This window comes from Streptomyces sp. NPDC031210 (assembly GCF_055570395.1).
In genome coordinates, this window is record NZ_JBVIHH010000013.1 from 68,808 (window position 1) to 92,382 (window position 23,575).

Here is a 23,575-nt window from a genome sequence, read left to right on the forward strand (position 1 = left end):
TCCCGTGGACACCCTGGTGGACACCCCGCTGACCGTCCCGGCCCTCGCCGACGCGACCGAACTGACCTGCGACGTCCTCGTCATCGGCGGCGGCACCGCCGGCACCATGGCCGCGCTGACCGCCGCCGGACGCGGCGCACAGGTGTTGCTGCTGGAGAAGGCGCACGTGAGGCACTCCGGCGCGCTCGCCATGGGCATGGACGGCGTCAACAACGCGATCATCCCGGGCCGGGCCGAACCCGACGACTACGTCGCCGAGATCACCCGCGCCAACGACGGCATCGTCGACCAGTCCACCGTCCGGCAGACCGCGACCCGCGGCTTCGCGATGGTCAAGCGCCTGGAGTCCTACGGAGTGAAGTTCGAGAAGGACGAACACGGCGAGTACGCCGTCCGCCAAGTACACAGGTCCGGCTCGTACGTGCTACCGATGCCGGAGGGCAAGGACGTCAAGAAAGTCCTCTACCGGCAGTTGCGGCGACGCGAGATGCGGGAGCGGATCCGCATCGAGAACCGGATCATGCCGGTCAGGGTGCTCACCCACCCGGACGACGGCCGGGCCATCGGCGCGGCCGGGTTCAACACCCGCACCGGCGCGTTCGTCACCGTCCGGGCGGGCGCGGTGATCCTGGCGACCGGGGCGTGCGGCCGGCTCGGTCTGCCCGCCTCAGGCTACCTGTACGGAACGTACGAGAACCCCACGAACGCGGGCGACGGCTACGCCATGGCCTACCACGCGGGGGCCGCGCTCACCGGAATCGAGTGCTTCCAGATCAACCCGTTGATCAAGGACTACAACGGGCCGGCGTGCGCGTACGTCGCGAACCCGTTCGGCGGGTACCAGGTGAACCGTCACGGCGAGCGGTTCGTGGAGTCGGACTACTGGTCCGGGCAGATGATGGCCGAGTTCGCGGCCGAACTCGCCTCCGACCGAGGTCCGGTGTACCTCAAGCTCAGCCACCTGCCCGAAGAGACCATCGCAGCCGTCGAAGGGATTCTGCACACGACGGAGCGGCCCACCCGCGGCACGTTCCACGAAGGCCGCGGCCACGACTACCGCACCCACGACGTCGAGATGCACATCTCGGAGATCGGGCTGTGCGGCGGGCACTCCGCCTCCGGGGTACGCGTCGACGCACATGCCCGCACCACCGTGCCCCGCTTGTACGCGGCCGGCGACCTGGCCTGCGTACCGCACAACTACATGATCGGCGCGTTCGTCTTCGGTGACCTGGCCGGTGAGGACGCGGCACGGTACCGGGCCTACGAGGGAGAGCTGCCCCGGGACCAGCTGACCGCCGCCCACCAGCTCGTCTACCGGCCGCTGCGCAACCCGGACGGGCCGCCGCAGCCGCAGGTGGAGTACAAGCTGCGGCGGTTCGTCAACGACTACGTGGCACCGCCGAAGACGGGTGCGAAGCTGTCCCTGGCAGTGGAGGCGTTCACCCGGATGTCGGAGGAGATCGCCGGAATGGGGGCGCGGACCCCGCACGAACTGATGCGGTGCGCGGAGGTCACCTTCATCCGGGACTGCGCGGAGATGGCTGCCCGGGCCTCGCTGGCCCGGACCGAGTCCCGGTGGGGCCTTTACCACGAGCGGCTGGACCACCCGGAGCAGGACGACGCAGGCTGGCTGCACCACCTGGACCTGCGCAAGTCGCCCTCTGGTGCTATGGAGTTCACCGCCCGACCGGTAGAGCCGTACGTGGTCGCGGTGCCGGAGTTCGCCCCGGAGCCGGGGCCGGAGAGGTGGCTCGGCGAGGTCGCGCCGGTGCCGGTGGCCACGGCCGGCCCGCGGGAGGCCACGCCGGCCGCCCGCGCCACGCCCGCGGCGGCGCCGGGCGGCGCGGCACCGGCCACGGACTCGGCCCTCGACGTCACCGCGCCCAGCCCCACCCTCCTCCGTCTCCTCTCCCTCACCGAGGAATCCCCCGACCTGGAGGCGCTCCGCCCCTACCTCGTGGATGCCGACCCGACGGTGCGGGCAGCCACCGTGGCCGCCCTCGGCGAGACGGTGCCGGCCGGCGCCGGACCCGCGCTCGCCGAGCGCCTGCGGGACAGCGCCCCGCAGGTCCGGGCCGCCGCTGCGGCCGCCCTGCGTGAGCTGGTCGAAGTGCTGCCCGCCGAGCCCGAGTTGGGGTCGGGACTGCGGGAGGCGCTGGGCGTGGCCGACCCGGCCGTCCGGGCCGCCGCGCTCGACGTGCTGCGCGCCCTGCGGCTGGGCGACGCCGGAGTGTACGTCGCCGCGCTCGCCGACAACGACATCGAGGTCCGCATCACCGCCGTCCGGGCCCTGGTCTCGGTGGACGCGGTCCCGGAACTGGCGGTGGCCGCCGCCGACCCGGCCCGCGAGGTCCGGGTCGCGGTGGCCCGCGGCCTCGCGGCTGTGCACACCCCGGCCCCGGCCCCGCTCGACCCGCTGCTGGACGACTCCGACCCACTCGTCCGGAGCGCCGCGCTGGGCGCGCTGGCCGCCACCGGCTGCCCGCCGCACTACGCCACGCTGGCCTCGGCCGCCCTCGACGATCCCGCCTGGCAGGTCCGAGCCGGCGCCGCGACCGCCCTCCGGGCGGCCTCGACCGCCCAGGCCGTCCCCGCTCTCGCCAAGGCCCTGGCCGACCCCAACGCGGACGTCCGCAAGGCCGCCGTCCTCTCCCTCCTCCCCCACCGCGCCGACACCGAAGCCCGCACCGCCCTCGCCACGGTCGCCACAGATCCCGACGCCGACATCCGCGCCTACGCGTCCCGCGCGGTCTCCTGACCACCGCGGTTCCGTTCCGACGGATGGCGTCTCGCCGGGAGGCGCCCCGCTCCGCTCTCCCCGAGGGAGCGGACCGCGTCCTTTCCGCTCAGACACGGTGATCGGTACCACTGGATGATCTCTGGCTTCTTCAGATCACTGCGGTCTGGAACTCCCAGTGGCACCGAACGAAACCGGATTTCTACGGATGGCCGTGCACCATGCGTCTACCACCCCGCACGCACGGGACCGGCCTTTCCGGTGGGACGCCATGCCGGCTCCAGGATTGACACCAGGTCACGTGGTGCGCCCACGGAAACATGTCGACGCGACCGGCCCGGATCCTGGGAAATCAGGAAACCACGAGGTCAGAGGCCCTTTGCTGCGGGCTGAAGAATGGCTACGCACTCCACGTGATGCGTCATCGAAAAGATGTCGTAAATTCCGACTTTCGGAAAATCCCAGGTCAGACCGCACTTTCGTCCCCATCCCCCTGCCCGAAACCCCCTTGGAGCGTCAAACGAGCGTCAGGCGACTGCGTCTGACCAGTCCCTAAGGCAACGTTTCCTTTGGCGGGTAGCGTCATTGTGTTGGTATGACGAGTCTTGCTGAGCATCTGGTCTCGGATGAGTTGTGGGAGTTGTTTCGGCGGGTGGTGCCGGAGACGGTGGTGGTACGCCCGCAGGGCGGGGGCCGTCGGCGAGCCGGGGATCGTGAATGCCTGACTGCGATCGTGTTCGTGGCCACGTCAGGCTGTTCCTGGCGGCAGCTGCCTCCGGTGTTCGGGCCGGCCTGGCCGACCGTCTACCGGCGTTTCGCGCGCTGGAGCCAGGAGCGTGTCTGGGCTCGTCTGCACCGCGTCATCCTCGACGAACTCGGTGCTCAGGGCGGATTGGACTGGTCACGATTCGCCGTTGACTCCGTCAGTGTCCGCGCCCTCAAAGGGGCAACTGACCGGACCGAATCCGACCGACCGCGGCAAAGCAGGGTCGAAAATCCACCTCATCGTGAACCGGTCCGGACTGCCCGTCTCCGTTGCCATCTCGGCCGCCAACACTCATGACAACCTGGCCCTGCAACCGCTGGTCATGGGGATCTCGCCCATCCGCAGCCCACGCGGACCGCGGCGACGCAGGCCGGCAAAGCTCCAGGCGACAAGGGCTATGACTATCCCTACCTGCGTCGATGGCTCCGCGAACGAAACATCATTCCTCGCATCGCCCGGCGCGGTGTCGAAAACTCGCAACGCCTGGGCCAACACCGCTGGGTAGTCGAGCGCACCATGTCGTGGCTCGGAGGGTGCCGCCGCCTCCACCGACGCTACGAACGCAAGCCCCAACCCTTCCTGGCCTTCACCGCCATCGCGACCAGTCTCATCAACCACCGCCGACTCACCAACTGAAACGACGTCTAGGCACGCGCGTCTCTCGTGGATGCCGAGTGTGCTGTCGCCAGCACAGGCCCGAAAACGCTCAAGGCCGCTTCCTCATGTCCGCAAAGATGACCTCCGACCGGCGTGAAACGCTGGTCGGGACGACAGGGTTCGAGCCTGCGGCCCCTTGACTCCAGAATTGCGGGTGACCGGCACCGTCTGCGCATAACGGACAATTTCCGGGCGCATGTTGTGCATTGACGGGCATGGCGTGCGGTAACGCGCACATTGCACGGTTCCGAACCGGCCCCCAGACAGAGTCACCGCACTAGTCTCGACTGGGGCTGCCAGCCCCGATAGCGACCGACTTTCTCCGCTCGCCTGGCGCCTAGGATGCCTAGGACGCCTAGGAGAAAACCTTCGAGGTGACCGGATGACTCCGGTGACGCTGGCACTTCAGCAACACTTGGCCCTCACTGTCTCTGTATCGCTCGAGCAACAACTCGCCGCGGCGTCCGGGAACGGGAACTCCCTCTGTCGCACTCATTCCCTCATGGGGCCGTGCAACTTTTTAGAGGCTGAAGGGTCGACTTCGGTATGCACCACCGCCTGCCGTACTGGCACCCAACCCCCCGTTCCCCCTACTGCGCATGACCGCCGAGGACCGGTGCTCCCACCTGCACCCGGAGCGCCGCCTTGGGCACCGCTCCACCTACCGCCGCCTGCCGCAGGGCGGGCCAGAAGCGTCGCCATGGCCCGCAGGCCATCTGGCACACCGTCGCCGGTCATGGACCGAAACGACAACCACCGCCCCCTCCATTCATTGCCGCAGTCGAAGTAAAGGCGTGTTGACATAGTCAACAGCACTTCACAGTCCATACCGTCACTTCTGGTGTACGCTCCCCGCTAGATACCTTCCACCACGACGCGAGTGACGGGGAGCAGCAGTGGCACTGGAGCAGGTCGGTGGACGTTTCCGGATTACCGGTGACCTGGGTCGCGGAAACATGGGCGAGGTGCACCGGGCCGTGGACCTGGAAGCCGCACCCGCTTCGACGCAGTACGAGGTGGCGCTCAAGACGGTGCTGCGCAACCGCACCGGCCTGCTGGTCGAGGCTGCGGAGGGGAACAAGGAGACACAGCGCTTCCACCGCGAGGTGAAGATCATGCGCATGCTTTCCCAGGGTCACCCCAACCTCACCCATCTGATCGCAGGCGGCATCGACGACGCACCGGGTGCCAGCGGTCTCCCTTATCTGGCAATGGAGTTGCTCGACGGCCACACCCTGGGCCTGCTCATGGATGAAGAGCCGCAGCTCCCGGTCTCCTGGGTCGCCGCGATCGGCGCGCAGATCGCGTCCGGCCTCGCCGCCGCGCACACGGCTGGCGTCGTCCACCGCGATCTAAAGCCGGCCAACGCGATGCTGCTCCGCGACGGCACCGTGAAGATCCTCGACTTCGGCATGGGCTCGATCGTCGACGACCCCGACCAGACGCGACTGACCAGCACCGGCGTGAGCGTCGGCACGGCACGGTACATGGCGCCCGAGCAGTTCCGCGCCGAACCGGCCTCCGCCGCGGCCGATCTGTACGCGCTCGGCTGCGTCCTCTACGAGATGCTGATCGGCCGCCCCCCGTTCTCCGCGCGGACCGCCTACGAGCTGTCCGTGCAGCACCAGTACGACCCGCCGCCGCGGCTGACCATCGTCCGGCCCGATCTGCCGCAGGCCCTGGTGCGCCTGGTCTCCCGGCTGCTGGAGAAGGAGCCGGAAAACCGGCCGGAGAACGCCACCCTGGTCCGCGAGGCCCTGATCCCGCATGCGCTCGCCCCCGACGCGACGGTCGACCTGCTCGCCCCGGAGTGGACGGCCATGGACCCGGTGGTCCGGCTCCGCGCCGAACTGCCGCAGCCCGCCGCCGTGAAGCCAGCCCTGGTACCGCGCCGTTCGCCCCGCCTGCCGGAGACCATGGATGTCTTCGGCATCCACAAGAATCTGATCGAGGAGTACGAGAGCTTCACGCGGAGCGCCACCGTCATCCGTGACGCCCGGATCGAGAACTTCGTCGAGGACGACCTGGCCTCGAAGTCGCAGTGGCCCGACCCCTGGCTCTCGCTGAATCCGTTCTTCGCCGACGGCGGCCAGGTCACCGATCTGGTCAGGGACGGGCTTCTGCATCCCCGCTGTGCCGAGATCTTCCAGGCCGGCAAGAAGGAGGACGCCCGCCGTCCGGACGGCCGGCCGCTCACCTTCCACCGCCATCAGCGCGAGGCGATCGAGGCGGCCCAGGAAGGCGACTCGTACGTGCTCACCACCGGCACGGGTTCCGGCAAGTCGCTCTCCTACATCGTGCCGATCGTGAACCAGGTATTGAAGGAGCGGGACGCGGCCGCTCCGGGGGCTCCGCGACGGGTACGGGCGATCGTCGTTTACCCGATGAACGCGCTGGCCAATTCCCAGCTCAAGGAGTTGGAGAAGTACCTGCGGCACGGCTTCGGGGAGGGCCACGAGCCGGTCACCTTCGCCCGGTACACGGGCCAGGAGGACGAGGAACGGCGCAAGGAGCTGCGCCGGAATCCGCCGGACATCCTGCTCACCAACTACGTGATGCTGGAACTGATGCTCACCCGGCCGGACGACCGCGACGGTCTGATCCGGAACGCCGAAGGCCTGCAGTTCCTCGTCTTCGACGAGCTGCACACCTACCGGGGCCGGCAGGGCGCGGACGTCGCGCTGCTGATCCGCCGGGTCCGCGAGGCATGCCGTGCGGGGCAGAACCTGCAGTGCATCGGCACCTCGGCGACCATGTCCACCGAGGGCACCTGGGAGGACCAGCGGCGGGAGGTCGCCCGGGTCGCGGGCCGGCTCTTCGGCACCACGGTGCTGCCCACCCGGGTGATCGGCGAGACGCTGGTCCGGGCCACCGATCAGCCCCCGGCGGCCGTTCCCCCCGAGCGGCTGCGGATGCCCGCGGCGCCCCGCGCGTACGAGGCACTCACCCGGGACCCCCTCGCCCGCTGGGTGGAGTCCCGGTTCGGCCTTGAGGAGGAGCCGGACACCGGGCGGCTGCGCCGCTGTGCGCCGCGGACCATCGAGTCGGCCGCCGAGGAACTGTCCACCGGCTCCGGGGTCCCCGCCGACCAGGTCCGGGAGGCGATCCGCGCCACCCTGGAGGCCGGTTCCCAGGCCAAGCACCCGGTGACCGAGCGGCCCCTCTTCGCCTTCCGCCTGCACCAGTTCCTCTCCAAGGGCGACACCGTGTACACGACCCTGGAGAACCCGCTCACCCGCCCGCTGACCCGCACTTTCCAGCTGGAGCAGCCGGGCAGCGGCGGCATGCCGCTGTACCCGTTGTCGTTCTGCCGGGAGTGCGGTCAGGAGTACCTCACGGTCTGGCGCACCGAGGGCCGTGACGGTGTCTTCCGTTACGAGCCCCGGCGTGGCACCTCGGCCTCCGGCGGCCGCGAGGGCGAGGGCTGTCTGTACGTCGGGGTGCCGGACGAGGACTACGTCTGGCCCGCCGATCCGCAGCGGGCCGTGGACGACCGGCGGATTCCGGAGTCCTGGCTGGAGCAGGACGCGAATGGTCTGACGGTGGTGAAGAAGACCTACCGGGAGCGGGTGCCCAGGCGCGTCGTCGTCGACCCCCTCGGCGCGGAGAGCACGGAGAGCGGCAAGGGTCTTGAGGCGGCGTTCGTCCCGGCGCCGTTCCTGTTCTGTTTGCACTGCCAGGTGTCGTACGAGCAGACCCGCGGCCGTGACTTCGCCAAGCTGGCGACGCTCGACCAGGAGGGCCGCTCCTCGGCCACCTCCCTGATCTCGGCCTCCATCCTCAAGTCGCTGCGCGCGGTGCCGGAGAAGAGCCTGGACAAGGAGGCCCGCAAGCTCCTCACCTTCGTCGACAACCGTCAGGACGCCTCGCTGCAGGCCGGCCACTTCAACGACTTCGCGCAGGTCACCCAGTTGCGCGGGGCGCTGTACGCGGCGGTCGTGCGCTCCGGTGAGGAGGGGGTGCGCCACGACGACCTGACGGCGGCGGTGACGGAGGTGATGGGCCTTGCACCGCGCGAGTACACCGGTGTCGCCGACCAGCCGCCGTCCATGGAGCGCCGGGCGACGAAGACCTTCCGGGACGTCGTCGGCTACCGCCTCTACCGCGACCTGGAGCGCGGCTGGCGGATCACCATGCCCAACCTGGAGCAGACGGGCCTGCTGCGCATCGACTACGAGGACCTGGAGTGGGTGGCCGCCCGCGCCGAGCGCTGGGAATCGGCGCACCCGGTGCTCCGCGAGATCGACGCGGAGCTGCGTGCCGAGATCGCCCGCACCCTCCTGGACTTCCTGCGCCGGGGCCTGGCCATCGATGTGCAGTACTTCCGGGACGACTTCGACGCATTGAAGGGCGCCAGCGAGGAGCGGCTGACCGGCCCCTGGGTCCTCAGTGAAAGCGACAAGCCGAATGTCGGCACTGCCTACCCGTACGGTTCCAAGCCCGGTATGGAGCGCACCGCCCTGTTCCTCTCGCCGCGCGGGAAGTTCGGCAAGTATCTGCGCCGGAACGTCCCCGCGCTGCGCGAGGCCCCGCAGGACGATGTGCAGGGGGTGATCGAGACCCTGCTCACCGTGCTCCGCGACGCCGACCTGGTGCGCGAGGTGGAGGCGGCCCCGGAGCGTTCGGGGCCGGCGTTCCGCCGGCGTGCGGCGGAGAAGCGCACCGGGTACCGGGTGTCGGCCGCCGCGATCGTGTGGCGGGCCGGCACCGGGGAGACGGGGGCGATCGACCCGCTGACCCGCACCTACAGCCACGGCGAGGGGCCGCGCGTCAATCCCTTCTTCCGCGATCTGTACCGCGACGCCGCAACCGAGCTGGCGGGGCTCTACGCCCGCGAGCACACCGCGCAGGTGCCGCCGGAGGACCGGCTGCTGCGCGAGGAGGAGTTCCGCACGGCCGAACTGCCGCTGCTCTACTGCTCGCCGACGATGGAGCTGGGCGTCGACATCTCCTCGCTCAACGCGGTGATGATGCGCAACGTGCCGCCGACGCCGGCCAATTACGCCCAGCGTTCCGGCCGTGCGGGCCGTTCGGGGCAGCCGGCGCTGGTGACCACGTACTGCGCGACGGGCAACAGCCACGACCAGTACTACTTCCGCCGCTCGGAGGCGATGGTCTCCGGCCAGGTCGCGCCGCCCCGCCTCGATCTGGCCAACGAGGACCTGGTCCGCTCGCACGTCCAGAGCATCTGGCTGGCGGAGACCGAGATGAAGCTCGGTACGGCCGTACCTGACGTCGTCGACGTGGCGTACGACCCGGAAAGCGGGGACCGGCCCGATCCGCGGATGGTGCTGCCGCTGCACACGCACATCCGTGACAGGTCGCTCGACGAGGGGGCCCGGCGCCGTGCGGTCACCGCCGCACACAACGTGCTCGCGCCGCTGATCTCGGACTTCCAGGACACGACCTGGTGGTACGACGAGTGGATCGAGGACCGTATCGAGCGGGCCGCCGACAGGTTCGACAAGTCCTTCGACCGGTGGCGTGACCTGTTCCGGGCCGCCGTACTCGACCAGTACGAGCAGAACAAGCGGGTGGTGGACCACACGCTCAGCCAGGGCGAGCAGGGCCGCGCCCGCACCCGCCGCCGGGAGGCCGAGACGCAGACCAATCTGCTGCTCAACCGCTCCACCGACAACAAGTCGGTGATGAGCGACTTCAACCCCTACCGCTATCTGGCCTCCGAGGGCTTCCTCCCCGGTTACAGCTTCCCGCGCCTGCCGCTGGCCGCGTACATCCCACGTTCGGGCAACCGGCGCAACGCCGACGGCGACTATCTCCAGCGGCCGCGGTTCCTGGCGATCCGCGAGTTCGGCCCGGGTGCGCTGATCTACCACGAGGGCGCCCGCTACCAGGTGACCCGGATCCAGCTGCCGCCGGACGCCTCCGGCGATCTGGCGACGGCGGAGGCACGCCGCTGCGACACCTGCGGTTACCACCACCCGGTCCGTCCCGGCCTCGACCGCTGCGCGATGTGCGATACGGAGCTGACCGGGAAGCGCACCGGCCTGATCCATCTCCACACCGTGTACACCACCCCCCGCGAGCGGATCTCCTCCGACGAGGAGGAGCGGCGCCGGGCCGGTTTCCGGCTGGAGACCTCGTACGCCTTCCAGGACCACGGGGTCCGCAAGGGCCGTCTCACCTCGCAGGTGACGGACGGAGAAGGTGCCGCCGTCCTCGCCCTCGACTACGGCGATTCGGCCACGGTCCGGATCACCAACCTGGGCCGGGTCCGCGACAAGGAGGACGTGCAGGACGGCTACTGGCTGGACCTGGGCGACGGCCGCTGGCTCAACGACCGGGCCGCGGCGGACGCCGTGGAGGGCACCGGGATGCCGGTGGTCGACGAGGACGGCAACGAGAAGCGCCGCCGGAAGCGCGTCCTGCCGTACGTGGAGGACCGGCGGAACATCCTGGTGGCGACGCTGGACGAGCCGCTGCCGGAGCCGATCGCGTTCTCCGTCCTGTACGCCCTGGAACGGGGCATCGAGGCCGCCTTCGAGCTGGAGGACTCCGAGCTGACGGCCGAACTCCTGCCGCCGCCCGAGGGACCGCGCCGCCGGCTGCTCTTCACCGAGGCCGCGGAGGGCGGAGCCGGTGTGCTGCGCCGGCTGCGACAGGAGCGAGGGGCGCTGGCGAAGGCGGCCCGCGCCGCCCTGCAGATCTGCCACTTCGACCCGGACACCGGCGAGGACTTGGGCGGTCCCGAGGGCGGTGAGAAGTGCGCCCGCGGCTGCTACGCCTGTCTCCTGACGTACGGAAACCAGACCCATCACCGCCTGCTGAGCCGCCTCGCGGCCCGCCCGCTGCTGCTGCGCCTCGCGGGTTCGCAGACCGAACGCGAGGACCGAGGCGAATCCCGGAGCGAGCAGTTCCACCGGCTGGCGGCACCCACCGCGACCGGGTCCGGCGGCCCCGCCCTGACCGGCAGCGATGGTCCCGCCGCGCCCACTCCGCTGGAGGCCGACCTCGAAGCCCTGATCGCCTCGGGTGATCTTCTCGGCTGGCTGAAGGCCAAGGGCTACCGGCTGCCGGACGAGGTCGACGTCCTGGTTCCGGAGGCCGCCGCCAAGCCGGATCTGGTGTTCCGTATGGACGGTGCCCGTCTCGCGGTCTTCGTCGACCTTCCCGACCACGGCGCCGATTCCACCCGGGATCGCGAGGCCGGCTACCGCCTGGAGGAGGCCGGCTGGGACGTGCTGCGTTTCCGGGCCGGATCCGACTGGGACGCCGTGGCGGACGACAACGCGACGTATTTCCAGACCCGTTGACCGTTACGTTCTCCCCGTCGATCCTTACGCTCACCGCCCAGGTCCCACCCCGACCACTCCACCCCGCCGCCCTCGAAGGAACCGAGAGACTCATGAGCCCCACGTACACGGCCGGTTCGCTGGTGAACGCCCGCGGCCGGGAATGGGTGGTGCTCCCCGAGAGCGCCTCCGGCATGCTGGTGCTGCGCCCGCTGGGCGGCGGCGAGGACGACGTCGCGGCGGTCTTTCCCGCCTTCGAGGAGGTGCGGCCCGCCCAGTTCGCGGCGCCGAGCCCGTCCGACCTGGGTGACCAGCGGGCGGCCGGCCTGCTGCGGACCGCGCTGCGGATCGGTTTCCGTTCCGGGGCCGGGCCCTTCCGCGCGCTGGCGTCGATCGCCGTGGAGCCGCGCGCCTACCAGCTGGTGCCGCTGCTCATGGCGCTGCGGCAGCGCACCGTACGGCTGCTGATCTCGGACGACGTCGGCATCGGCAAGACCGTCGAGGCCGGCCTGATCGTCAAGGAGCTCCTCGCGCAGGGCGAGGCGAGCCGCCTCGCGGTGCTCTGCTCCCCCTCGCTCGCCGAGCAGTGGCAGGGAGAGCTGCGGGAGAAGTTCGGCATCGATGCCGAGCTGGTCCTCGCCTCCACCGTGTCGCGTCTGGAACGCGGCCTGGAACTGGGGCAGTCGCTCTTCGACCGGCACCCTTTCACCATCATCTCGACGGACTTCATCAAGTCGACCCGGCACCGCGAGGACTTCGTACGGCACTGTCCGGACCTGGTGGTGGTCGACGAGGCGCACACCTGCGTCGCGGCCGACGACGCGCAGGGCCCGGCCTCCTCGTCCACCAGTCAGCTCCGCTACGAACTGCTGAAGCGCGTCGCCGCGGACGAGAACCGGCATCTGCTGCTGCTGACCGCCACCCCGCACTCCGGCAAGGAGTCCGCGTTCCGCAATCTGCTCGGTCTCGTCCGGCCGGACCTGGCCACGGTCGATCTGGAGAGCCCGGCGGGCCGGGCCCGTCTCGCCGAGCACTTCGTCGCCCGTAAGCGGGCCGACGTTCGCCAGTACCTCACCAAGGAGGACGGTCTCGCCGACGACTCCCTCGTCGAGAGGACCGCGTTCCCCTCCGACCGGTGGACCAAGGACGAGCCGTACAAGCTCACCCCTGCCTACCGGGCGCTGCTCGACGACGCGATCGCCTACGCCGCGGACCGGGTGGAGGCCGCCGGTCGCCAGGGCAAGCGGGAGGCCCGGATCGCCTGGTGGTCGGTGATCGCGCTGCTCCGGTCGATGGTGTCCTCGCCCGCCGCCGCGGCCCGCACCCTGGAGACCCGCTCCGAGTCCGCCGCCGCCCGAACCGCCGTCGAGGCGGACGCCCTCGGCGCACCGCTGACCCGTGACTCCTCGGACAGTGACCGGCTGGAGGGCATGGACGTCGCGCCGGGCGCGGCGGAGAGCGAGCAGGGCGACCCGCGGCTGCGTGAACTCGCCGCGCGTGCGGCCAAGTTGCACGGTCCGGCGTCCGACGCCAAGCTCAAGGACCTGACCAAGCACCTCAAGTCGCTGATCGCGGACGGCTACAGCCCGATCGTCTTCTGCCGCTACATCCCCACCGCCGAGTACCTGGCGACGCACCTGGAGAAGAAGCTGGGGGCGAAGACGCGGATCGCGGCCGTCACCGGCACGCTCTCCCCGCAGCAGCGCCTGGAACGCATCGAGAAGCTGGCCGCCGAGGACGCCGACGACCCGGCCGTCCGCCGGGTCCTGATCGCCACCGACTGCCTCTCCGAGGGCGTCAACCTCCAGCACGCCTTCGACGCGGTGATCCACTACGACCTGGCGTGGAATCCGACCCGGCACGACCAGCGGGAGGGCCGCGTCGACCGGTACGGGCAGAAGCGCGACCAGGTTCGCGTGATCACCATGTTCGGTGAGGACAACGGCATCGACGGCAAGGTCCTCGAAGTCCTCTTCGCCAAGCACCGGCAGATCAAGAAGGACCTCGGCATCTCGGTCTCCGTCCCGGACGAGACGGCCTCGGGCGTCACCGACGCGGTGGTCGAATGGCTGCTCCTGCACGGCAGGCAGGGCACCCAGGAAGGGCTCTTCGACCTCGACGGCCACCAGGAGTCCCTGGACCGGATGGAACGGGAGTGGAACTCGGCCGCCGAGCGCGAGCGGACCTCCCGTTCGAAGTACGCGCAGCGCGCCATCCACCCGGAGGAGGTGGCCCGCGAGGTCACCGCCGTACGGGCCGCGCTCGGCGGCTCCGAAGAGGTCCGCGACTTCGTCCTGGAGGCGCTGCGCGACCTTGACGCCCAGGTCCGCGACCCCCGCGACGGCTCCGGCGACTTCGCCGCGCAGGTCGGCGGTACGCCGGCCGGTGTGCGCGACGGTCTCGCGGCGGTCCTCGGCGGACGGATCGTGGAGGAGGACCGGGAGATCCCCTTCCGCGCCTCCCCGGCGATCGGGCGCGGCGAGGCGGCCCTGGTCCGCACCGACCCGGCGGTCGGCGCGCTCGCCTCCTACGTCCTCGACTCGGCCCTCGACGCGAACACTCCGGGCCCGCGCCCGGCCCGCCGCTGCGGCGTCGTCACCACGGACGCGGTCACCATCCGCACCACCCTGCTCCTGGTCCGCTACCGCTTCCACCTGACGCTGCCGTCCCGCACCGGGGAGCGCCGGCAGATCGTCGCCGAGGACGCCCGGCTGCTCGCCTTCGAGGGCCTGCCCTCCCGGGCCCGCTGGCTCGACGACGACGCTGCGGCGGCGCTCCTCGGGGCACGGGCCGCCACGAACACCCACGAGCAGCTGGCCCGTAACCAGATCACCCGCACCCTGGACGGTCTGCCTGAACTGACCGGCCACATCGCGGAATACGGCGTCACACTCGCCGCCGGCCTCGACGCCTCGCACCGCCGGGTACGGAAGGCCGACACCAGCGACCGTGCCGAAATCGTCCGCGGCCTGAAGGTCGTCCCCCAGGAGCCCGCCGACGTCCTCGGCGTGTACGTGTATCTGCCGCAGCAGCCCGCCGCCGTACCCGCCCCTCTCGTGACCGGAGCCGAAGCCTGATGTCCGCCGCCACCCGCACCGCACCGGTCTTCACCGCCGTCACCACCGTCGGCGGGCTGCTCCCCGGCGACATGCTCGTCCGCATCGCCGAGGCACGGAACCTGCCGGGCACCAAGTCCGCGGACTACGGGCTGCCGGGCTCGGTCGCCGTCCGCGACGAGGCCGAGCGCGCCTGGGAGTACCTCAAGCCGCTCTGGCGCGAACTGCGCGCCGCGCTGCCCGCCGACCCGGAAACCGGCGCGCCCGCTGCCGACCCGACCGGCCGGGCCTCCTCCGACTGGCTCTCCCAGCTCTTCCGCAAGCTGGACTTCGGGGCGCTGACGGAGGTCGGCCCGGAGGGCATCCCCGCCGACTCCGATCCGGAGACCCGATTCCGCATCTCGCACCGGCACGGGCCCGCGCTGCTCCACCTGATCCCCTGGAACCAGGAACCGGACAAACGGCCGGCGGCCGGGCAGGTGCCGCCGCAGTCCCTCGTACAGGACTGCCTCAACCGGACCGAGGCCCACCTGTGGGCGGTCCTCACCAACGGGCGGACGCTGCGACTCCTTCGCGACTCGTCGTCGTTCGCGACGGCCGCGTACGTCGAGTTCGACCTGGAGGCGATCTTCGACGGTGAACTGTTCAGCGAGTTCGTGCTGTTGTACTGCGTGCTGCACGCGTCGCGGTTCGAGGTGGCGGAGGGGGCGGCGCCGTCCGGGTGCTGGCTGGAGAAGTGGCGGACGGTCGCCCTCGAGTCCGGCAGCAGGGCGCTCGACCACTTCCGCGACGGAGTCCAGGCCGCCCTCACCGTCCTCGGCACCGGCTTCCTGAGCCACCCGCACAACCGACATCTGCGCGAGAACCTGGACGTCCACGCCTTCCAGACGTCACTCCTCCGCCTCGCCTACCGCATGATCTTCCTTTTCGTCGCCGAGGACCGAGGTGCGCTGCTCGACCCCGGCGCGGACGAGCAGACGCAGGACCGTTTCGCCCGCTACTTCTCCACGTCCCGCTTGCGCCGTCACGCCCTGCGCCGGCTCGGCACCGCCCACGACGACCAGTACCGCGTCCTGGAGCTGCTGATCGAGGCGCTCGGCTCCGAGCAGGGCCGCCCCGAGCTGGGTCTAAAGGGGCTCGGCGGCCTCTTCAACGACACCCCCGCCGACGAGCCGCTGCACGGCGCCCGGCTGTCCAACCGCCACCTTTTCGAGGCCGTCAAGCACCTGGCCCGGGTACGGGACGCCGGCTCCCACCGCTGGCGCCCGGTCGACTACTTGCACATGGGCGCCGAGGAACTCGGTTCGGTCTACGAGGCCTTGCTCGAACTGGTGCCGAAGCACAGCGCCACCAACCGCACCTTCGAACTGGTCGACCGTATCGGCAACGACCGCAAGAAGACCGGCAGTTACTACACCCCGTCCGCGCTCACCGAGACACTCCTGGACTCCACCCTCAACCCGGTGATCGACGATGCCGTCAAGCGCGGCGAACAGCGCGCGAGCGCCGAGGGCCGCCCGGACCCCGCGAGCACCATCGTCGAGGAGCTCCTCTCCCTCACGGTCTGCGACCCGGCCTGCGGCTCCGGCCACTTCCTGGTGGGGGCCGCCCGCCGCATCGCCAAGCGGGTGGCCGCCGTTCGCGACCGCAACCCCGAGCCCACCACGGACGCCGTACGACACGCCCTGCACGAGGTCGTCGCCCGCTGCGTGTACGGCGTCGACCTCAACCCGATGGCGGTCGAGCTCGCCAAGGTCTCTCTGTGGCTGGAGGCCATGGAGCCGGGCCGACCGCTCGGATTCCTCGATTCCCGGATCAAGCACGGCAACGGCCTGATCGGGGCCACCCCGTCCCTGATGCGCGACGGCATCCCGGACAAGGCCTTCAAGAAGGCCGAGGGTGACGACGAGGGATGGGCGCGCCAGCTTCTGGCCCGCAACACGGAGGAACGCCGGGGCCAGGACGGCCTGTTCGAGATCGAGACGGAGACCAAGGTCGCGAACGCCACCTTCGCGAGCGGCCTGCGCCGGATCACCTCCGCTCCGGCGGACGATCTCACGGACATCCGCCGCAAGGAGACCGCTTACCGCGACTGGTCGACCTCCACCGACTACCTGCGCGCCCTGCACCTCGCGGACGCGTGGTGCGCGGCCTTCGTCTGGGTCAAGCGCGAGGACGCGCCGCCGGCCCTCACCCACAAGATGTTCCGGGCCCTGCAAGACCCCGACGCCGACGCCGCGCCGAAGTCGACGCACGACGAAATCGTCCGCCTTCGCGACCAGTACACGTTCTTCCACTGGCACCTGGAGTTTCCTGAGGTTTTCACGGTCCCGGAGGACGGTGACACGGCGGCAACGGGTACGGTCGACCCGGCGACGGGGTGGGCCGGTGGGTTCTCGTGCGTGGTGGGCAACCCGCCGTGGGACAAGGTCGACTTCGAAGACAAGAAGTACTTCAGCGTGGTCGCACCCGAGATCGCGGAGATCTCCGGGACGGCTCGTCGCACGCGGATCGCCGAGTGGGAACAGGAGCACCCGGAGGCCGGGAAGCGGTACCGGGAGGCGCGGCGCTCGGTCAAGGGGATGTTCCACTTCGCGGGGGACTCGGGGGTGTTCCCGTTGTGCGCGAAGGGGTTGACGGTCAAGGGTGTCAACTCGCTCCAGACGGACACGTTGTTCGCCGAGCGGATGGCGAATGTGACTGCCGCAGAGGGCAGGTTCGGGCTGATCCTTCCGACGGCCGTCGCGACGGGCGCGGGGTCCCAGCACCTGTTCGCGGACTTCACGCGGCGTGGCGCGTTGGCCTCGCTGTACGACTTCGAAAACAAGCGCCCGAAGTCTCCCGCGCTACCGAAGGGCGGCGCATGGTTCGAAGGCGTGCACTCCAGCTACAAGTTCTGTCTGCTCTCCCTCACCGGCCGCGCCACGCACGCCGACGCCAGCCGCATCGGCTTCTTCCTGTCCGAGATCGCGGAGCTGGAAGACCCGAACCGCGTCTTCGCGCTGGACCCGGAGGACCTGGCCCGCATCAACCCGAACACGGGCACGCTCCCGGTCTTCCGTACGCAGCGCGACGCGGACATCACGGCCGGTGTGTACCGCCGCGTGCCGGTGCTGTGGAACGAGGGGCGCCGGGACGGCAACCCGTGGACCATGTCCTTCAAGCGCCTCTTCGACATGACCGACGACTCCGACCTCTTCCGCAGCCGCGAGCGACTGGAGGCCGAGGGGTGGGAGCTCAAGGGGAACCTCTTTGAGCGGACCGGTGAGCGGATGCTGCCGTTGTACGAGGCGAAGATGGTGGACTTCTACAACCACCGGGCTGCTGACGTCGTCAAGAGCCTGACCGCCGTCAACCGTCAGAACCAGCCCAAGTACCTCGCGCCCGAAGATCTGCAAGATCCCGCGCGTCTCGCACTGCCGCTCAATTGGATCCAGGAGAACGGCACGATTCCCACCCGGCGCAACAACAAGGACGTTCGCGCCAAGGGGATCGAGCTGCGCCTCGCCGAGGAGAAGTGGGAGCGTGACTGGTTGTGCGGCTGGTGCGATGTCACCGCATCGACGAACGAGCGCACCGCCATCCCCGTCCTCCTCCCGCGCACAGCAGTCGGTCACACCTGCCCCCTGATGCTCCCCCGCGTCGCCCCCCCTCTCGTCGCCGCCCTGGTCGCCACCCAGTCCTCCCTGATCTTCGACTACGTAAGCCGCCAGAAGATCAGCGACGCCCACATGAAGCTCTTCATCTGGAAGCAGCTCCCCGTCCCCACCCCCATCGCCCTCGAACCCCACCTCCCCTTCCTCCTCCCCCGCCTCCTCGAACTCGTCTACACGGCCTACGACATGACCACGCTCGCCCGCGACCTGGGCGACGACGGCGAGCCCTTCCACTGGGGCGAGGACCGCCGCGCCCAGCTCCGCGCCGAGCTGGACGCGTACTTCTTCCACCTCTACGGGATCTCCCGCGAGGACACCGACTACGTCCTGGAGACCTTCCAGTCCCAGTCCGGCGGCCTCAAGAACAACGAGATCGCCAAGTTCGGCGAGTACCGCACCAAGCGCCTCGTCCTCACCGAGTACGACCGCATGGCCACCGCCAGCCTCACCCTGGAAACCCCGCTCGACGAGAGCGACTCCGGCACATACCGGTCCACGCTCACCCCGCCCCCAGGGCAGGGCCCACGCCACCCGCCCCGCCAGGACGGCTGACGTCCGGACAACACGAGGGGCGCCGCCCGCTACCCAGCGGACGGCGCCCCTCGACGTATCAGCGCTCCGACGCAAACCGCACGAACCGACCCCACCCGTCGCGACCGACGGCGAAGGCCGGACGCGTCACGTCCTTGGAGTCCCTTACGTGGACGGCCTGTTCGGCGATCGCGATCTCGACGCAGTCATCGCCCTGACTGCCGCTGTAGCTGGACTTGAACCAGACCAGTTCCGCCGTACCGCTCGTCATCGCTCTCCTCGCAGTCTCTCCAAAAGGGCCCTGGTTTCCTGTGGATTGAGGGCCTGCGAGCGCAGTGTGTCATAGCGCTGATGGAGGAGACTCACCTCATTCGCGTCCGTGATGAGCCGACCACTCTGCTGCCCTTCGGCGTATCCGACCCGCCGCCGATCCGGCGTCTCAAGGAGTCGCACCGGGCCGTCCAGGCACGCATGCAGCGCCGAGTCCAAGGGCACCACCTGCAACGTCACATTCCGCTGGGACGTCAACTCCAGCACGTGATCGAGCATCCCGCGCATGGCCTCCGCATCCCCGAACCGCCGCCGGAACACATGCTCCTCAACGATGAAGCTGAACAGCGTCGTCGGCCTCTCCACCAGCATCCGCTGCCGTTCCGCCCGCGCCGCCAGCAGCGCATCGAGCCGCTCGTCCGTCACCACCGGAATCGTGCCCTCGAACACCGCCCGCGCATACGCCTCCGACTGCAACAACCCCGGCACCAGTCGGCACTCATACGTACACAGGCTCACCGCCGTCCGCTCCAGCCTCGCCCACTCGCGGAACCACGCCGCCAGCCCCACCTCCCCCCGCGACAGATACGGCGCCGCCCTCCGCAAAGCCCCCGTGTTCCCCGTCGCCTCCTCCCCGCGCTCCACGAACAACTCGTCCGGCATCCGCCGCCCCAGCTCCACCGACTCCACGGTGTGCTTCGAGAACCGCACCCGCTCGCCGAACTCCACCCGGCTCAGCCCCGCATGCTCGCGCAGCGCCTGCACGACCGCCCCGAACGTCCGCAGGCTGTCCGACGGATGCGGTTCCCGTTCCCCCTCCGAGAACGCACCGGCCCCTTCTCCGACGTTGGCCATCCGCCGCCCCTTCCTCCCGCACGATCACACGCACCCACAGTGACGGCATACGCCCCGTACCGTCCACCCTGCGTGCCCGTACGGTGACCTCCCGTACGGGCCTCCCTTCTCGCCGGCCCACCCCCGCGCGGGCCACGCTGACCCCATGAACCACACCGCACCCCAACTCACGCCTCCCACCCGGACATTCAGGCAACAGTCTGTCCTCCACCCGTCGCGGCGCACGTCTCGCCCGACTCCTCGCCGTCACCGAACTCCACGCCTGGGGCCTCCCGCCGGACATCACGGAACGTGCCGAACTCGTCGTCGCCGAACTCGCCGCCAACGCCGTCCTGCACGGCCGCGTCCCAGGCCGCGATTTGGAACTCGCCCTGACCTACGCCCCGCTGCCCCGCCCCGGCCGCCTCCTGATCGAGGTCTCCGACGCCCGCGGCGCCCGCCTCCCCCGAACCGCCGGCGAGGACCCCGACCTCTCCACCGGCGGCCGGGGCCTGACCGTCGTCACCCTCCTCGCCGACCACTGGGAGACCGTCCCACGCCCACCGGGCGGCAAGACCGTACGGGCGGAACTGGCCACACTGTCTGGTATCTGACGGTCCGTTGACCGAGCCAACAGACGCCACATAAGGTCAACCACGCACCACGTGCACATGGGGGACCTGCTTGCACACCACCGACGCCACCCGCATGCTCCGTCAGGCCGAACACGCCTACGGCACGGGTAATTTCGCGCGCACGCTCAACCTGCTGGACCGGATCTCCACAGACCGTCCCGGCCTCCCCGTGGACGACCGCGCCTCCTACGACGCACTGCGCGCCCTGCTCGCCGAACGCGCGGGCAACTGGCCCGAGGCGGTCCACCGCTGGCTCGCGGTGTTCGGCTCCACCCCGCCCGCGAGCGGCGAGGACCAGCCCTGCGACCTCGGCTGCGACTGCGACGTCCGCACCGTACTCGACGCTCCGGACGCCACGTCCGGCGAGGCGCCTTGCCTCTGCTGCCCGGCGCACGCCCTGTGGCGCCTGGTGTGGCAGGCGGCCCGCCAGGGCGCGATCAGCGAGGTCCTCGACGCCGTCCCCGACCCGTCCGGGAACCGCCGCACCGCCGTGGTGCACGCGCTGGCAGTCGGCACGCTGAGGTCGCTCGCCCAGAGCGAGAAGGTCGACCCGGCTCACGCGGTCTTCGCCATCGCCGTCTGGCACCTGCTGCTCGACGACGAGGACCCGCTCGGTTTCGAAGACATGGTGACCGCCCGGCGCGGGGCTCCCCTCGACGCAGAGGACTGGCGCTCCGCGCGCGCCACCCTGACGGACCGGATCCGTACGGCGCTCCGCTCGGTCGACGAACGGGACGGCCATGACGTCCTCGACGGCTGGGACACCGTCTGGAACGTCGAGGAGTACGAGTACAGCAGCGAGCTCGTCCGCGGCGAACTCGCCGATCTCCGGACCGAGGAGTGCTTCGGCCAGTGCGACAACGACCAGCACGACTCCCGGGACGAGGCCTGGTTCGGCGGTCTCGGCTGCCGGTGCGACGTCGACACCTGGCAGCCACCCACGCCCGACACCGCTTCCCCGTGCCTGGGGCTGCTGCTCGGCGGCCGGCCCTGGGCCGGCTCCCCCGTCACCGTGGACACCGCCGCCGAGCAACTGGAGACACACGGTGAACACCTCGCCCTGCTCACCGCGTACACCCGCCGTCACGGCGAACCCGCCACCTGGCAGGCGGACTCCGACACCCACCGGGCCTGTGCACCGCACCTTGCCGGAGCCCTGGTCACCAGGGCCCACGAACGGTTCACGAAGGGCGACTGGCAGAACACCCTCGTCGACCTCACCTCGGCCGCCCGCCTCGGCTTCGTACTCGACCGTCGCCACCACGAGATGGCCCGCAAAGCCGGACTGAGCGCCGGCCGGAACGGCAACGGCTACCAGCGGGCCACGCTCGTCCAGCGCATCCTCTGGCTGGAGTCCGCGCACGCGCTCGCTCCCGATGACACCGCCCTCGCCAAGGAGCTGGCAGCCGCCCTGGTCCGGCGCGGCACCGAAGCGCTGGGGACGAAGGACAGGAATCAGGGCCGTGCCCGCTTCCAGCGGGCGCTGTGCGTACGCCCCGGCGATCCGGTGGCACAGGACGCGCTGGACGCGCTGGATCTCGCCGACATCGCTTCCGTCGTCACGGGAAACAGGCGGGGCAAACAGCCCGGCCTGCAACGGGTCGGGGAACTTCTGCACCGCGGGTTCCGTGCGGAGAACCCGGCCGAGGATCTGCACGAGGTGTACTCCTGGTACTGCGACCGGATGATCGAACGGACCGCGCGGAAGGCGCTCGACGGGAAGAAGAGTGAGGCCCGTCGGGTCCTGCGGCGACTGCGGGAGGTCCGCCCCTCCGAGGACGAGTGGGGAGTACAGGCCGACGACGGTGACATCGCCCGCCTCCTGCACGACACGGCCGTCCGGCAGCTCGGAGCACGGTCCGGCGACTACACCCAGCAGGTGCCCCTGCTGCTCTCCGCCGCCGCGTCCTTCGCACAGCTCACCGGGGCGGAGGCGGAGTGGCAGGCACTGGAGACCGTCGTGCCGTTCGCCGGGGAACTGGTCGACACCGGACGCTGGTCCGAACTGATCGACCTCCAGGTCAGACTGCTGATCACGCCGGGCCGCTCCGCGGCGTACGACCAGCTTCTTGCCGTCGCATACCACCGGCGCGCCCGCGACCGCCGTGCCGACGGCGACCGCGCCGGTGCCGTACGCGACGAACGCGCCGCGTCCGCCCTGGGGTTGGAGACCGGCCGGCAGACCTCCCTCCCGCTCGAACCGATGATGTTCCCCGGCCTCTTCGACTCACCTGGAACACCGGACCCGGACGACCCGCCGTACATCCAGGAGACCCTGTGACCGCGCACCCCCGCACACCGATGCCCTCCTTCGGCCCCACCGTGTTCGAGCTCCTTCCGTATGCCCGGCCGGGCATCGGCCAGGGGGACCTCGCGAAGGCGGCGGGCGTGGCGGTCTCCCGGGCCCGCCGCGCACGGGACACGGACCGCGAGCGCGCCCTGAAGGCCGCCCACGACGCGGCCCGCACCCCGGGCGACGCCCTCGTCAGCGAACTGCTCACTCCTCCCCTCCCGGCGTCCGCCGCTCCGAAAGGTCCCGCATCCAAGTGACCACTCCCCCGCCCGGCACCGACGAGCTGCGCAAACTGCGCGTTCGCGTCGCGGCCCTCTCCCGCAAACGCGAAGAGGCCGTGGCCCAACTGACCGACCTCCTCACCGCGTTGCTGCCACTCGACGATCTCCTCGCCGACACGGCACACCGGTCCGAGCAGTTCGGCCGCTCCGGAGCAGGCCGGACCGGACAGATCGCAGCCGCCGTGCAACAGCAGACGGACGCCGCCCACCGGATGCTCCGGGCCGAACTCGCCCGCCACGGGGTGCATCCGATGGACCTCATCGGGAAGATCCCCGACCCGGTGGAGGCACGGGCGACGGGCGTCGAACCGCATCCGACCGCCCCCGAGGGAACCGTCCTGCGGGAGACCGTCACCGGCTTCCGCCACGGGACCGACTGCCTGCGCCGTGCCGATGTCGTCCTGGCCGTACCCGGGCCCGCGCCCGCCACCGAACAGGGGGCACCCGCCAGGACCTCCGACGGCGGGGCCACGCGGGAGCGCCGGAACCAGCCGCGCCGCACCAGCCGCGCCCGGCGCCGGCAGCCGCTGCCTCGCAAGACTTCCAAGCGGCGCCGCTGAACCCGCTCCACACCACCCTTCCCGTCCCTGCCACCCGAAGGCC

Annotated in this window: 10 protein-coding genes and 1 pseudogene; 9 read left to right on the forward strand and 2 right to left on the reverse strand. The window is 70.5% G+C overall.

Translation table 11 applies throughout. From position 1 onward, the window contains the following. Window positions 1–4 precede the first annotated feature (4 nt). The 5 genes and pseudogenes from ACZ45Z_RS23405 (at window position 5) to ACZ45Z_RS23425 (ending at window position 18,680) form a co-directional block, all read left to right on the forward strand. On the forward strand, window positions 5–2,761 hold the full coding sequence (locus ACZ45Z_RS23405; protein WP_468365599.1) for a fumarate reductase/succinate dehydrogenase flavoprotein subunit: 2,757 nt from the start codon (window positions 5–7) through the stop codon (window positions 2,759–2,761). 574 nt (window positions 2,762–3,335) lie between these two features. Beyond that, window positions 3,336–4,142 (forward strand): annotated as a pseudogene (locus tag ACZ45Z_RS23410) (IS5 family transposase). 977 nt (window positions 4,143–5,119) lie between these two features. After that, complete coding sequence (locus ACZ45Z_RS23415) at window positions 5,120–11,437, forward strand: protein kinase domain-containing protein (protein WP_468365946.1); 6,318 nt, start codon at window positions 5,120–5,122, stop codon at window positions 11,435–11,437. Between the two features lie 92 nt (window positions 11,438–11,529). Next, window positions 11,530–14,493: a helicase-related protein gene (locus tag ACZ45Z_RS23420; RefSeq protein ID WP_468365602.1), complete on the forward strand. Its 2,964-nt coding sequence runs from the start codon at window positions 11,530–11,532 to the stop codon at window positions 14,491–14,493. Beyond that, a complete protein-coding gene (locus ACZ45Z_RS23425; RefSeq protein ID WP_468365605.1) occupies window positions 14,493–18,680 on the forward strand; it encodes an Eco57I restriction-modification methylase domain-containing protein in 4,188 nt (1,395 codons plus the stop codon). Before ACZ45Z_RS23420 ends, ACZ45Z_RS23425 begins: the two co-directional genes overlap by 1 nt. A 58-nt stretch (window positions 18,681–18,738) precedes the next feature. Here ACZ45Z_RS23425 and ACZ45Z_RS23430 read toward each other — a convergent pair whose 3' ends face one another. Together ACZ45Z_RS23430 and ACZ45Z_RS23435 are read right to left on the reverse strand one after the other, a co-directional pair. Further along, a complete protein-coding gene (locus tag ACZ45Z_RS23430) occupies window positions 18,739–18,930 on the reverse strand; it encodes a DUF397 domain-containing protein (protein WP_468365608.1) in 192 nt (63 codons plus the stop codon). Then, a complete protein-coding gene (locus ACZ45Z_RS23435; protein WP_468365611.1) occupies window positions 18,927–19,784 on the reverse strand; it encodes a helix-turn-helix domain-containing protein in 858 nt (285 codons plus the stop codon). The genes ACZ45Z_RS23430 and ACZ45Z_RS23435 overlap by 4 nt, the downstream gene beginning before the upstream one ends. A 200-nt stretch (window positions 19,785–19,984) precedes the next feature. On the opposite strand from ACZ45Z_RS23435, the gene ACZ45Z_RS23440 reads away from it, so the two are divergent. From ACZ45Z_RS23440 to grpE, 4 genes are all read left to right on the forward strand, one after another. Beyond that, window positions 19,985–20,377 (forward strand): ATP-binding protein, encoded by a 393-nt coding sequence (locus ACZ45Z_RS23440; RefSeq protein ID WP_468365949.1) that lies wholly within the window; start codon window positions 19,985–19,987, stop codon window positions 20,375–20,377. A gap of 70 nt (window positions 20,378–20,447) precedes the next feature. Continuing rightward, window positions 20,448–22,679 (forward strand): hypothetical protein, encoded by a 2,232-nt coding sequence (locus ACZ45Z_RS23445; RefSeq protein ID WP_468365613.1) that lies wholly within the window; start codon window positions 20,448–20,450, stop codon window positions 22,677–22,679. After that, window positions 22,676–22,948 carry a hypothetical protein gene (locus tag ACZ45Z_RS23450; protein WP_468365615.1) on the forward strand — a complete coding sequence of 91 codons (273 nt, stop codon included), beginning with the start codon at window positions 22,676–22,678 and terminating at the stop codon, window positions 22,946–22,948. The genes ACZ45Z_RS23445 and ACZ45Z_RS23450 overlap by 4 nt, the downstream gene beginning before the upstream one ends. Further along, window positions 22,945–23,532, forward strand: a complete 588-nt coding sequence (grpE, locus tag ACZ45Z_RS23455) for a nucleotide exchange factor GrpE (RefSeq protein WP_468365617.1) — start codon at window positions 22,945–22,947, stop codon at window positions 23,530–23,532. The genes ACZ45Z_RS23450 and grpE overlap by 4 nt, the downstream gene beginning before the upstream one ends. Window positions 23,533–23,575 lie beyond the last annotated feature (43 nt).

What these genes read in the sequence shown, in the direction of transcription:
- ACZ45Z_RS23425 (WP_468365605.1), top strand. Translation starts at nt 14,493, where the DNA reads ATGTCCGCCGCCACCCGCACCGCACCGGTCTTCACCGCCGTCACCACC.
- ACZ45Z_RS23435 (WP_468365611.1), bottom strand. Translation starts at nt 19,784, where the DNA reads ATGGCCAACGTCGGAGAAGGGGCCGGTGCGTTCTCGGAGGGGGAACGG.
- ACZ45Z_RS23415 (WP_468365946.1), top strand. Translation starts at nt 5,120, where the DNA reads ATGGGCGAGGTGCACCGGGCCGTGGACCTGGAAGCCGCACCCGCTTCG.
- ACZ45Z_RS23430 (WP_468365608.1), bottom strand. Translation starts at nt 18,930, where the DNA reads ATGACGAGCGGTACGGCGGAACTGGTCTGGTTCAAGTCCAGCTACAGC.
- ACZ45Z_RS23420 (WP_468365602.1), top strand. Translation starts at nt 11,530, where the DNA reads ATGAGCCCCACGTACACGGCCGGTTCGCTGGTGAACGCCCGCGGCCGG.